Source organism: Alteromonas sp. 76-1, assembly GCF_900654235.1.
GTDB lineage: Bacteria > Pseudomonadota > Gammaproteobacteria > Enterobacterales > Alteromonadaceae > Alteromonas > Alteromonas naphthalenivorans.
Genome location: NZ_LR136958.1, coordinates 1,667,083 through 1,680,405, shown reverse-complemented (window position 1 = coordinate 1,680,405; position 13,323 = coordinate 1,667,083). Strand labels below are relative to the sequence as shown.

Here is a 13,323-nt window from a genome sequence, read left to right as displayed (position 1 = left end):
TATTAGTCGTCTGACAACGAGGCTAACAGGTCAGCTTGATGTTCTTGCATAATAGGGTCGAGAAGCTGCTTCAAGTCACCTTCTATTACTTCATCTAAACGGTATATCGTTAAGTTGATGCGGTGATCAGTTACGCGGCCTTGCGGGAAGTTATAGGTACGGATGCGCTCTGAACGATCACCACTTCCGACTAGACTCTTACGCGTAGAGGCTTCTTCTGCCGCACGCTTTTCTTCTTCAATGTTATTCAAACGCGCTTGCAAAACCGACATGGCTTTCGCACGGTTTTTATGTTGCGAACGCTCGTCCTGACATTCAACCACTAACCCTGACGGCAAGTGAGTAATACGAATAGCGGAGTCGGTTTTGTTAACGTGCTGACCACCTGCACCCGATGCTCTAAAAGTATCGATGCGAAGATCCGCTGGGTTAATATCTATAGCTTCTGATTCAGGAATTTCAGGTAATACAGCCACGGTACAGGCAGACGTATGAATACGACCTTGTGATTCTGTATCGGGTACACGCTGAACACGGTGACCGCCAGATTCAAATTTCAAAATACCGTAAACGCCGTCACCACTAATATTCGCGACAACTTCTTTATAACCGCCGTGCTCACCCTCATTGGCGTTAATTAATTCTACGCGCCAACCTTTGGTTTCAGCATAACGGCTGTACATACGGAATAAATCGCCTGCAAATATTGCGGCTTCGTCACCACCAGCACCAGCACGTACTTCTAAGAAGCAGTTGCTGTCATCGTTAGGATCTTTAGGTAACAATAAAACCTGAAGCTCAGTTTCTAGGCGTTCAATATCAGCTTTAGCAATTTTTAATTCTTCTTGCGCCATTTCACGCATTTCTGCGTCATCTTCTTTCAACATTTCATTCGCTGAATCAAGATTTTCTTGCGCTTGTTGATAAGCATTAAAGCCCCCAACTACGCTTTCTAGCTGGCTAAACTCTTTTGACAAATTACGAAACTTATCTTGATTGCCGATTACTTGTGGGTCGCCTAATAAAGCCTGCACTTCTTCAAAGCGTTCCACCAAGTTTTCGAGTTTTCTGACAACCGAGTCTTTCATATTTTTATGTTTACCTTATTTTTTGATATCTGACGTAGTGTCAGATAACGATAATGCTTGCCCCAACCACCGACTCAACGCCGGGTCATCATGCATGGCAGCTTCTCTAAGTGCCAGGGTTGTGGGGTGCAGCAATGTATTGGTTAGCTTGTAGGCCATTTCACTAAGTACCGTTTCGGCGTCTTTGCCTTCGGTTAACTGCGCCAATGCTTTTTCTACCACGTCGTCGCGCTGTTCCATGCCCTTTTGACGATACTGCCTAACTAAATCGATAGATTGTTGAGACTGCTTCCAGCTCATGTAATCGCCAGCTTGCTTTTCAATTAGCTTTTCAGCCTCAAGTGCTGCTTGCTCACGATTTTGTAAATTCTTTTGAACGATGTGCTGCAAATCATCTACGGTGTATAAATAAGCATCACCCAATTCGTTCACTTGAGCTTCAATGTCACGTGGTACCGCTAAATCCACTAAAAACATGGGCATATTTCTGCGTTGTTTCAACGCCTTTTCTACCATGCCCTTGCCTATTAAGGGTAGCTGACTGGCGGTAGAGCTGATCACTATATCGAAATCTTTTAGATGTTCCGGTACCTGTGAAAGGGTATACACACTGGCATCCAATGATTCAGCCAAGGCTTCTGCACGAGAAATAGTTCGGTTTGCAACAGCTAAGCAAGTCACACCTTGCTCTTTTAAGTGCTGTGCCACTAACTCAATAGTTTCACCCGCACCCACCAGTAGCACCGAGCGCTTGGGTAGCTCAGCAAATATATGCTTTGCTAATTGCACTGCAGCATAAGCTACGCTGACGGCATTCGCGCCAATTTCAGTTTCGCTGCGTACCCGCTTAGCCACAGAAAAGGTATGCTGAAATAGTTTATCAAACTCGGTATTAATCATACCTGAGTGTTTGGCATCGCCAAAGGCTTGCTTTACCTGCCCCAGTATTTGAGGCTCGCCAAGAATGAGCGAATCTAACCCACTTGCCACTCGCATAATATGTTTAACCGCATCATCTGCGGCAAGCACATAACTGTTGTTGGCAATTTCATCAACTTCAACATGGTGGAAGTTTGATAACCACTCTAATAAGGCAGTAGCACTTTCATGCTGGGTGTTCACGTAAAGCTCTGTGCGATTGCACGTTGATACAATCACCGACTCATCTACGCCATCCACCTTTCTTAATGACGCAAGTGCTTCCACCAGAGAATCTGGTGTAAAAGCCACTTTTTCACGCAATGCGACAGGGGCGGTTTTGTGATTAATACCAAGGGCGAGTAGAGTCATTCAAATCTGTGCTGGCAACGTCGGACGCGCATTGTACGAAAAACCCAAAATGATTGAAAGTGTTGGTAGAACTGTGTTCACATAAAGTATGCACTTTACCTAAGACGACACCCAATGATTCGCTTCGTTTTTATACTTGTACTGGTTACCCTATTTATTAGCGCTTGTACCACACTACCTGATGGTCCTGAAGACGCCGTAAACCTTAGTGCCCAGCTTAAAAAGGTGGCACAAGTAGATGCGTGGCAATTGCGCGGAAAAATAGCCTTTAGACAGGGAAAAGAAGGGGCTAGCGCTAACCTTTTGTGGAAAACCGATGATGTCGATTTTCATTTCCGATTAACCAATTTACTTGGTGTAACCATGGTTGATTTGAATGTGAACGGCGATAAAGCCATTTTAGAAGCGGGTAACGAGGTATATGAAGACGCCGATCCCGAACCGTTAATTTATCATACAACGGGCATGGATATTCCCGTCGAACCCTTGCTTTCGTGGATTAAAGGGCTTCCTCTTGCTAATGACACGTTTACCCTTACCGAAAAGGGACTACTCAATACCCTTGAAAGCAACTGTAGTGCATGTAAGGGGTGGCAAGTCAGTTATGCTAACTATGGCAATGTGACTACCCCCGAAGGCAATAATGTGTGGCTGCCCCACGCTATTAATTTGGTTCAACCCAACCCGCCATCAACCCAATTAAAAATAAAAATATACGAATGGACGCTGCTTTAATGACAAATTCTGAAGTAACGAACTTACAAGAGATAGGCCTAGATTGGTGGCCTTCTCCTGCCAAACTTAATCTTTTTCTGCATATTAATGGTCGATATCCAAATGGCTATCACCAATTGCAAAGCTTATTTCAAATGCTTGATTACGGCGACAAGCTTGCTTTTGATATTAATAATTCGGGTGTAATTTCTATGGCGACCCCGCTAAAAGGGGTAAAAGATGAAGATAACCTTATTGTTCGTGCCGCCAAACTGCTTGCTGAACATGCTCACATTAATAAAGGTGTTCGCATTAGTTTAGAAAAATGTTTGCCCATGGGCGGCGGTATTGGCGGCGGTTCATCAAATGCAGCCACCACCCTAGTCGCACTGAATAAGTTATGGGGCGTTAAACTATCAGAAGATGAACTTGCTGAGCTAGGGCTTAAGTTAGGTGCAGATGTACCCATTTTTGTACGCGGGCTTACTGCTTTCGCATCAGGGGTAGGTGAAGAAATCACCCCTGCCCCGCAAGAAGAAAAATGGTTTTTGGTGGCGAACCCCAATGTGCATATTAGTACTGCCGAGGTATTTACAGCTGAACAATTGACCAGAAATACACCAATTATGCAGTGGGAAGACTACCAATTTGAAAAAACTCGCAATGATTGTCAGCAATTAGTCGTTAATCGCTATCCCGAAGTTGCAAATTTATTACAGTGGTTGGTACACTACGCACCGTCGCGAATGACGGGCACAGGTGCCTGCGTATTTGCCATCTTTTCTGACGACGTTTCTGCTAAACAAGTTCAGGCTAAATTGCCTGCTGCTTGGCAAAGTTTTGTTGCAAAAGGTGTGAATCGCTCACCGCTATTACAAAAATTAAAAAAATCAGAGCACGTGTACGCCACATCGGACAAGAAATAAAAAATTGGGGTATAGCCAAGTTGGTAAGGCAGCGGGTTTTGATCCCGCCATTCGTAGGTTCGAGTCCTGCTACCCCAGCCAAACCTCTTTTATCAACGCACTGAGGAACCCACTTGTGCCAGATATGAAGCTCTTTGCAGGTAATGCCGTACCAGAACTTGCCCAGAAAGTCGCCGATCGCCTTTATACCAAACTCGGAAACGCCAAAGTAGGCCGTTTCAGTGATGGTGAAATTAGCGTAGAAATTCATGAAAACGTCCGTGGTTCGGACGTTTTTATTATCCAATCAACCTGTGCACCCACAAATGACAACCTAATGGAATTGATCGTGATGATCGACGCTTTGCGCCGCGCATCAGCAGGTCGTATTACTGCGGTAATTCCATACTTTGGTTATGCGCGTCAAGACCGTCGCGTTCGTTCAGCCCGGGTGCCAATTACTGCAAAGGTTGTCGCAGACTTTCTTTCTAACGTTGGTGTAGATAGAGTACTTACTATCGACTTGCACGCCGAGCAGATTCAAGGTTTCTTCGATGTACCTGTAGATAATGCATTCGGAACGCCTATTCTGTTGGCCGATATGGTTCAACGTGACTTCGCCGATCCGGTTGTAGTATCGCCAGATATTGGTGGTGTTGTTCGAGCTCGTGCTACCGCTAAGCTACTTAACGATGCTGATCTTGCCATTATCGACAAACGCCGCCCTAAAGCGAACGTTGCTCAGGTAATGAACATCATTGGTGATGTTAACGACCGTGACTGTATTATTGTGGATGACATGATTGATACTGGTGGTACGTTGGCTAAAGCGGCTGAAGCATTGAAAAGCCATGGTGCACGTAATGTTTATGCTTACGCCACCCATGCGATTTTTTCTGGTAACGCAGCACAGAACCTAAAAGAATCTGTTATCGATGAAATTATCATTACCGATTCTATTCCGCTTAGTGCAGATATGCAGAAGATTGGAAAAGTGAAACAATTAACATTGTCTGAAATGCTCGCTGAAACGATTCGTCGTATTAGCAACGAAGAGTCTATTTCAGCGATGTTTGAGTACTAGTTTCTAGCACTAGACGTGAGTACTCAACTCGAATAGTCGCTGCGAGCATATAACGCGATAACCATTCGAACTTCACTTCTCGAAAAAGGGCCTACAGGCCCTTTTTTATTACCCACATGTTTACTCTTTACTTCCTACATCTAAAACGGTTAAAAATTTTCAAAATATAGCCACGCTTTTACTATCCTTAAAGCTCTTAAACTATCGGTCGATAACTGAACAACCATTTAACGGTTTAGTGCAAGTTATTGCGCGTAAGTTTTCTTATCAGCGACATCAATATACAAAGAATAAAAAAGGAGCGGTTAGTGGATGCAAGAAAGACACGCTCATTAGCGGCACTTTGGTTTTGGTTAAGTCGATTTTGGACTGACCCCGATGCTACGCCTGAGCTGGCTAACTACTATCGCGCCCGGCAAATTGACTCTTTATCTAGACAACTTCCTCTTGCTAGCAGTGCAACTGTTCTCATTGTTATCTTGTGCTCCGTTTTTGCCAATGGCCTTATTAATAATGATTTCCTGATTGCATGGTCGTTGTCATTACTTATTATCGCAGCTGGTGATGTGATTGCGTGGTACTTATTGGTTAAACGAAAAATTGAAAATACCGGCTCTAAGCGGGTTCAATTTATCTTGGCACTCATGTTGGGATCGGCGGCTGTTTTATATGCGCAAATGACCACCGTTTTACTTGGTGTTTTGGATACCCAAGGTAAGATTATCTTGGTCGCTATTATTGCAGCATTTATTGCAACTGGTGCTTGGCAGTTTGCGTCGTTACCCGCAGCCGCGTTATTTTGGGTTTTGTTCTTAACCTTGGGGGTATCAGTAGGTATCCACATAAGTTACTTTGGCGAGTATTTATTTATATCTGCCTTGTTATTGATTTATTGGATATATCTAAGCTGTGTGGTGCTGGTTACATCGAAACGTTTTATTCGCGGGTTAATGGCAGAAACCGCCATTGAACATCAACGCCAAGTGGTAGGCTTGTTGTTGAAAGATTTTGAAGAAAACGCCAGTGATTGGCTATGGGAAATTGATAGTCACGGATGCTTGAAGCATGTCTCGTTGCGTATGCAACATGTTTTAGGGAAGCCTGTACAACAACTCTCTGGTAGCCATTTTTTAAATTTACTTTCAGACAGTGCATCTGCGGCAAACCAGCATGTGATGCAAGAATTAGCGACCAACTTTCAACAGAATGAGCCCTTTACACAAAATAATATTCCTATTGAAGTCAATGGCGATACTAAATGGTGGTCGCTGACTGCCCAACCTCTTATTAATAGTACTGGTAACTTATCAGGCTGGCGCGGTGTAAGCACTGATGTGACCGATGCGCTACTTCGCGAAAAAGAGATGACGTTTTTAGCCAACATCGACTCTTTGACTGGGTTGGCTAACCGTCATTTATTCGCTAAAACATTACATGAATGCTTTGCCGATGACGCTGAAGATGAAACGAAGACCCCTGAAATAATTAAGGATATAACCTTAATTACGTTAGATCTTGATAATTTTAAAGTGATTAACGATACGTTAGGTCACTTAGCTGGTGATGCGTTATTAAAAGAGATTTCATGTCGATTTAAAGAAATCACGCCAAAGGGTGTTTTACTTTCAAGACTGGGTGGCGATGAATTTGCTTGGGTTTTCAAAAATAGCCTTACGCCGCTAGAAGCAACCCGTTTCGGTCAGAAAATACACGAGTTATTGGCTGAGCCATGGTTACATCAAGAGCACTCTTTTGATTTAGGCGCCAGTATAGGGGTAGCAAACGCGCCAATGGATGGTGTGTCCCCAGTGTCTCTTCAACGTGCCAGCGACATGGCACTATACGCAGCCAAGTCGAGCGGTAAAAACAAACTATGCTTCTACGACCCTAAACTCGATGAATATGCCATGTTGAGATTAGCGCTGTTAAGTGATTTTCGTCAAAGCTTTGCAGACGGCGACTTCGTTGTGCTCTACCAGCCTCAAATTCGGTTTAGCGATAATACGCTAATCGGTTTTGAGGCATTGGTTCGTTGGCACCATCCCGAACGAGGCGTCGTGTCACCTACCGATTTTATCCACCTGATTGAAGAAAATGGCATGATAGTCCAGTTAGGAGAATGGGTTTTGAGACAGGCCTGTAGTGATGCTATGAACTGGCCTGCGCCACTGCAAGTTGCGGTGAATGTGTCTCCCGTTCAAATTGAGCGAACCAATTTACTCACTACGGTGATCAAGGCGCTTAAAGCAACCGGTCTGCCCGCTTCTCGATTAGAACTTGAGTTAACTGAATCATCATTAATGTGTGATGGCGACAGCACAATCATGCTTTTAAATAGCTTAAGAGAACAAGGCGTTCGGATCGCATTGGACGATTTTGGTACAGGGTACTCTTCTCTGTCTTACCTTCAACGTTTCCCTTTTGACAAGCTAAAGGTAGACCGAAGCTTCGTTATTGCCGCGTCAGAAAACGCTCAAAACGTAAACAGTGCAAATGCGGAATCTATCTTGTCAGCAATACTACAATTGGCTAATGCATTACACTTGCAAACCACTGCAGAAGGTGTAGAGACACAAGAAGTTTCCACTTTGCTACAGAAGCTAGGTTTTACAAATGCCCAGGGCTTTTTCTATGGTCGCCCGATGACCGCCGAACACGCTGAAAATTTCATCAGCCAATGGCCTGATATTCAAAATAAAGAGAACTAAATCTGCTTTAAAGTAGTCTTTCTTTATAGCCATGTGGCCACTTTCGGTTTACGGTTGGTATCTAATAAAAAACTATAAAAGAGGCATTTATGAAATTCACTCGTACATTATCTACACTGTCAGCCGTCACATTATTATTTGTCCTTGCTGGCTGCTCTAATGAAGACGACACCACAGTTAATGTTAAAGAAGAGCCCCTTATGACTGAAAAAGCAGATGAAAAGCCTCAGCAAGCCTTTGTCCCTAAAACTGCCGAACAAAAACGTCTTAGCGCATCTGGTGAAGCCAGTGAAGTCACCCTGACCGGTACTATTGTGTACAAAGAAATGGAAGGTGGTTTCTACGCCTTTATCGCAGAAGACGGTGAGCGCTACACGCTTCGAAAACTGGATAAGAAATTTCATAGAAATGGCTTAATCGTTAAGATAACCGGCATGCCTATGCCAGACCTTATGACTATCACCCAATACGGCACCGTGTTAAAAGTCGAAAGTGTGGAAATACTCGACGCTAGCAGAGTGATAGGAAACACATCTTCTCACTAAGCGTGCCCCGACTACGTATTGCTTTGGCAAGAAAAGGGAAACGGTGATCGATTACGGCTAACTATGCCGTACAAACATCACTGTTAAATTTAGGAGTTATTAATGATTAATGCATACGCAGCAAAAAAGCCAGGTGGAAAACTGGAGAAGTTTGAATATGATCCTGGCGAATTAGCCTCTCACGATGTTGAGATAGACGTGGAGAGCTGCGGCATTTGTCATAGTGATTTAAGCATGCTGGATAATGAATGGGGTATAAGCGAATACCCATTCGTACCAGGCCATGAAGTGGTAGGAACAATAAATGCGGTAGGCGAACATGTTACGTCATTGAAAGTAGGTCAGCGGGTAGGTTTAGGCTGGCACGCCGGTTATTGCAATAGCTGTGGCACCTGTGAGTCTGGCGATCAAAATTTATGTTCTAATGCCACAATGACAATTGGCGGTCGCCACGGTGGATTTGCCGATAAAGTGCGAGCTCAAGCCACAGCAGTAGTCCCTATTCCTGATGGCGTAGACCCACAAAGTGCTGGACCACTATTTTGTGGCGGTATTACGGTATTTAACCCACTAGTACAATTTGATATTAAACCAACCTCAGTAGTCGGCGTGGTAGGTATTGGCGGCCTAGGCCACTTGGCATTGCAGTTCTTAAATGCATGGGGATGTAAGGTTGTTGCTTTTACTTCAAGTGAATCGAAGAAGAAAGAAGCGTTAGAGCTAGGTGCCCACGACACCTTAAATAGCCGTGATGAAGACGAACTTAAAGCCGCCGCGGGTAAGTTTGACCTTATTATTTCTACCGTGAATGTGAAGCTTGATTGGAACTTGTACCTCTCGACGTTAGCGCCTAAAGGCCGTTTACACTTTGTGGGTGCAACATTAGAGCCGTTAGACATAGGTGCATTCAACCTTATTGGCGGTCAGCGTTCAGTATCAGGTTCTCCTGTAGGTAGCCCTGCAACTATCAAAACCATGCTGGATTTTGCTGCGCTGCATGATATTGCGCCAGTAACCGAAACCTTCAAGTTCGATGACGTTAATGAAGCAGTACAACGGCTTCGTGATGGTAAAGCCCACTACCGCGTGGTGTTAACTAAATAGGCTTTAGGTTAGTGCTAAGTAAGGCTTCTAATATTATGAAGTCTCTAACATGGGCACACCCGCCAAGTAAAATTTGTATGTTATAGGCCTCGGTGTTAGAATTCGCCGCCCTCAAAATTTGAGGCGGCGATTGTTGCTTACAATTTGTAGCTACAACGCCCTATAACAGTAGGTTCTGGTCGCAAGAACTTACATTCTTAATTTTTTATTGGAGACATATAATGTCTAAAGCAATTTTTACTCTGGACGCTACTGTACGTACAGACCTAGGGAAAGGTGCGAGCCGCCGCCTACGTCGTGAAGACAAGCTTCCTGGTATCATCTACGGTGGTGAAGAAGCACCAGTGTCGATCACTCTTGATCACAACAAAGTAAACAACGCTGCTGATTTTGAAGCGTTCTACTCTCACGTTCTTACTTTGAACGTAGACGGAAAAGCTGTTGAAGTACTTGTTAAAGACATGCAACGTCACGCTTTCAAGCCTCGTATTCTTCACGTTGACTTCCAGCGCGTAATCGCAGGTCAAGAGTTACACACTAACGTACCTCTTCACTTCATCAACGAAGACAAGTCTGCAGCTATCAAAGCTGGCGGTATCGCTGAGCACCACGTAAACGAAATCGAAATTACGTGTCTGCCTAAAGATCTTCCAGAATTCATCGAAGTAGATATTGCTAACGTTGAAATGGACTCTACTCTTCACTTGTCTGACCTTACACTACCTGCTGGTATCACGTCTGTTGAGCTTGGAAAAGACGACGAGACTCACGACCTTGCAGTAGTTACTGTTAAGCCTGCTCCTAAAGCAGCTGATGCAGAAGAAGGCGACGAAGAAGCAGCTTCTGAGGAATAATCAGCTTGGCTGATATCCGACTTATCGTGGGCCTGGGAAATCCAGGCCCCGAATATGATAATACCCGACACAATGCCGGTGAATGGTTTCTAAACCAACTTGCCGACACCTTCAATACCCCGCTAAAACCAGAATCCAAATTCTTCGGTAAAACTGCTCGCGTAACTATTGCTGGGCATGATGTACGTTTACTTTATCCTACAACTTTTATGAATAAGAGTGGTCAGGCTGTAGCGGCATTAGCCAATTTCTACCGTATTGAACCCGAACAAATTTTAGTGGCCTTTGACGAACTCGACTTACCTCCCGGTGTAGCAAAATACAAAATAGGCGGTAGCTCTAGTCAAAACGGTATTAGAGACATTGTGGCAAAATTGGGTAACAATAAAGACTTCTTACGCTTGCGTATTGGTATTGGACATCCGGGTCACAAAAGCCGTGTTACCGGACATGTATTAGGTAAGCCCCCCGCTGACGAAAAAATGGCTATAGAAAGTGTCATTGACGAAGCTGTGCGTTGTACCGAAATACTCCTTAAAAACGACCTGAAACAAGCGCAAAATCGGCTACACTCCTTTAAGGCGTGAGCCTAAGCTAGCACTAATTCCAGACAAGGATCCCTACCATGGGTTTTAAATGCGGTATTGTTGGACTACCAAACGTAGGTAAATCAACACTCTTTAATGCACTGACAAAAGCAGGTATTGAAGCGGCAAACTTCCCTTTTTGTACCATAGAGCCCAACACAGGTGTTGTACCTGTACCGGATCTTCGCTTGGACAAACTGGCTGAAATTGTAAACCCTCAGCGTGTTATTCCAACCACAATGGAATTCGTTGATATTGCAGGTTTGGTTGAAGGCGCTTCAAAAGGTGAAGGTTTAGGAAATAAATTCCTAGCTAACATCCGTGAAACCGATGCAATTGGCCACGTGGTTCGCTGTTTCGACGACGAAAACATTGTTCACGTTGCAGGTAAGGTTAACCCACAAGACGATATTGATATTATCAATACCGAGCTTGCACTTTCAGACTTAGAAACCACAGAAAAAGCCCTACACCGTGTTGCGAAACGCGCTAAAGGTGGCGATTCTGATGCTAAGTACGAACTTAAAGTATTGGAAAAAATTAAGCCTCACTTAGATGAAGGTTTATTACTTCGCTCTTTAGAACTGACTAAAGAAGAGCACGCTGCAATCAGCTACATGAACATGCTTACCCTTAAGCCAACCATGTACATTGCAAACGTTGACGAAGACGGTTTCGAAAATAACCCATACCTAGACAAAGTACGCGCTATCGCTGAAGGCGAAAATGCCGTAGTAGTTGCAGTATGTGCGGCTATCGAGTCTGACATTGCTGAGCTTGAAGACGACGAGCGTGAAGAATTCATGCAAGACATGGGGCTTGAAGAGCCAGGTCTTAATCGTGTTATTCGTGCAGGCTATAACTTGCTTACCCTTCAAACCTACTTTACGGCAGGTGTTAAAGAAGTACGTGCATGGACCTTTCCTGAAGGCTCTACCGCACCTCAAGCAGCAGGTAAGATTCACACCGACTTCGAGAAAGGCTTTATTCGTGCCGAAATCGTTAGCTACGATCACTTTGTTGAATTCAACGGTGAACAAGGCGCGAAAGACGCTGGTAAGTGGCGCTTAGAAGGTAAAGAATACATTGTTAAAGATGGCGATGTAATTCACTTTAGATTTAACGTGTAATAAGGAATATAGCCTAGGCTAGCGTTTCTTTTTACGTAACAAAAAACCACCCTTAGGGGTGGTTTTTTATTGCCCGTAGAATTAGTTGTTGATTTAACGGGTAATGACTCGGTACTTTAACCACATAAAGAGACACTTATACCAGTGTTAATAATATGATTTACATCAGGGCTTACAATAAAATGATTAAAAGACTCGTCCACTCACTTTCTCCGCTTACTCAGATATCAGCACTTTCACGGATATCAGCACGTCCACAGATATCAGTATTGGCAATATCGCTCTGTGTGACCTTTTTGGGCGTAAGCAGCGTTATGTCTACCGCGTACGCAAATAATCATGAAAAAAGCCCTGAGGCCACTCAGGTAAAAGAAAAACTATTGATGGATACCGACATCACCAACAAATGGTACAAAGTGCCTAATAAACATATCGTTACTCTTGAAACACACTATGGTGATGTGGTCATCGCGCTGAACCCCGCTTTAGCGCCTCATCATGTAAAACGCTTTCGTAAGCTAATAAAAAGTGATTTTTATCAGCAGCAGTACTTCTACCGTGTGGTCGATGGTTTTGTTGCACAAGGAGGGAGTAATGAAAGCCATGAACCCTCGCCAGAAACCGGTAATTTGAAAGCTGAGTTTATTACCCCCCTTTCATCTTCTGCGGTTGTTATAGAAGAAAACGACATGTTTGCCCCCGCAACAGGTTTTCTAAATGGGTTTCCTGTAGGAATAGACAGCACGAGAAATGAAATGTGGGCACTTCACTGCCCTGGCACGGTCGCTTTTGCCCGTAATAGTGAAAAGGACACTGCCAGCACCGAGTTTTATATTGTGATTGGACAAGCGCCGCGGCACTTAGATAGAAATATGTCAGTTATTGGGCGTGTACTCGAAGGAATGGAAGTATTGCAGCAATTACCAAGGGGCCCAATAGAAAATAGTGGCGTTATTGAAGTGCCTTCGGATAAGAGCCAAATTAGAAATAGTTACGCAGGTAACAAAGATACGTCGGGTAAACAGTATTATATTCAGCTTCCTTCGCATCCCGAATACCAAAAACGTATGAAAACTGGGCAAACACTCGATAATTCTTTCTTTCATGACAAAATTTATAGTCCTAGACCTATAGATGTTTGCTATTACCAGACTAAAACTTCATCAACGCCATGTAATTAAGTTTGGGTTTATTGGCGATATTTGATTAAATTCACTGCACTTTGGCTAGATTTTAAACCTGAATGCACAGATATTAGCCACTTAGAAAAAGTTAGTAAAAAAGGGGTTGACGGTCGCCAGTCATATCCGCATA

General features: G+C 43.8%; 12 protein-coding genes and 1 tRNA gene. 11 read left to right on the top strand and 2 right to left on the bottom strand.

Annotation, left to right across the window (positions count from 1 at the left end):
• Positions 1-2 precede the first annotated feature (2 nt).
• Complete coding sequence (gene prfA / locus ALT761_RS07105) at positions 3-1,088, bottom strand: peptide chain release factor 1 (protein ID WP_013784686.1); 1,086 nt, start codon at positions 1,086-1,088, stop codon at positions 3-5.
• Positions 1,089-1,103: 15 nt separating this feature from the next.
• Positions 1,104-2,378, bottom strand: a complete 1,275-nt coding sequence (gene hemA / locus ALT761_RS07100) for a glutamyl-tRNA reductase (protein WP_129737582.1) — start codon at positions 2,376-2,378, stop codon at positions 1,104-1,106.
• A 114-nt stretch (positions 2,379-2,492) separates the two neighbouring features.
• Between hemA and lolB the strand changes: the two genes are divergently transcribed.
• The 11 genes from lolB (at position 2,493) to ALT761_RS07045 (ending at position 13,190) form a co-directional block, all read left to right on the top strand.
• The gene (lolB, locus tag ALT761_RS07095) at positions 2,493-3,113 is read left to right on the top strand and encodes a lipoprotein insertase outer membrane protein LolB (RefSeq protein ID WP_129737580.1); all 621 of its coding nucleotides are present in this window, start codon (positions 2,493-2,495) and stop codon (positions 3,111-3,113) included.
• Positions 3,113-4,018: a 4-(cytidine 5'-diphospho)-2-C-methyl-D-erythritol kinase gene (gene ispE / locus ALT761_RS07090; protein WP_232043555.1), complete on the top strand. Its 906-nt coding sequence runs from the start codon at positions 3,113-3,115 to the stop codon at positions 4,016-4,018. The genes lolB and ispE overlap by 1 nt, the downstream gene beginning before the upstream one ends.
• Positions 4,019-4,023: 5 nt before the next feature.
• A tRNA-Gln gene (locus ALT761_RS07085) sits at positions 4,024-4,099 on the top strand.
• Between the two features lie 43 nt (positions 4,100-4,142).
• On the top strand, positions 4,143-5,081 hold the full coding sequence (locus tag ALT761_RS07080) for a ribose-phosphate pyrophosphokinase (RefSeq protein WP_208806010.1): 939 nt from the start codon (positions 4,143-4,145) through the stop codon (positions 5,079-5,081).
• 308 nt (positions 5,082-5,389) lie between these two features.
• Entirely contained in the window at positions 5,390-7,789 is a 2,400-nt protein-coding gene (locus ALT761_RS07075; protein WP_129737576.1) for a putative bifunctional diguanylate cyclase/phosphodiesterase, read from the top strand.
• 89 nt (positions 7,790-7,878) lie between these two features.
• The gene (locus ALT761_RS07070) at positions 7,879-8,334 is read left to right on the top strand and encodes a ribose-phosphate pyrophosphokinase (protein ID WP_129737574.1); all 456 of its coding nucleotides are present in this window, start codon (positions 7,879-7,881) and stop codon (positions 8,332-8,334) included.
• Positions 8,335-8,436: 102 nt separating this feature from the next.
• A complete protein-coding gene (gene ahr, locus ALT761_RS07065) occupies positions 8,437-9,438 on the top strand; it encodes an NADPH-dependent aldehyde reductase Ahr (protein WP_129737572.1) in 1,002 nt (333 codons plus the stop codon).
• Positions 9,439-9,659: 221 nt separating this feature from the next.
• On the top strand, positions 9,660-10,292 hold the full coding sequence (locus ALT761_RS07060) for a 50S ribosomal protein L25/general stress protein Ctc (RefSeq protein ID WP_013784694.1): 633 nt from the start codon (positions 9,660-9,662) through the stop codon (positions 10,290-10,292).
• Positions 10,293-10,297: 5 nt separating this feature from the next.
• Positions 10,298-10,879 (top strand): aminoacyl-tRNA hydrolase, encoded by a 582-nt coding sequence (pth, locus tag ALT761_RS07055; protein ID WP_013784695.1) that lies wholly within the window; start codon positions 10,298-10,300, stop codon positions 10,877-10,879.
• Between the two features lie 38 nt (positions 10,880-10,917).
• Positions 10,918-12,009, top strand: a complete 1,092-nt coding sequence (gene ychF, locus ALT761_RS07050; protein ID WP_013784696.1) for a redox-regulated ATPase YchF — start codon at positions 10,918-10,920, stop codon at positions 12,007-12,009.
• 182 nt (positions 12,010-12,191) lie between these two features.
• Complete coding sequence (locus ALT761_RS07045; protein WP_232043554.1) at positions 12,192-13,190, top strand: peptidylprolyl isomerase; 999 nt, start codon at positions 12,192-12,194, stop codon at positions 13,188-13,190.
• Positions 13,191-13,323 lie beyond the last annotated feature (133 nt).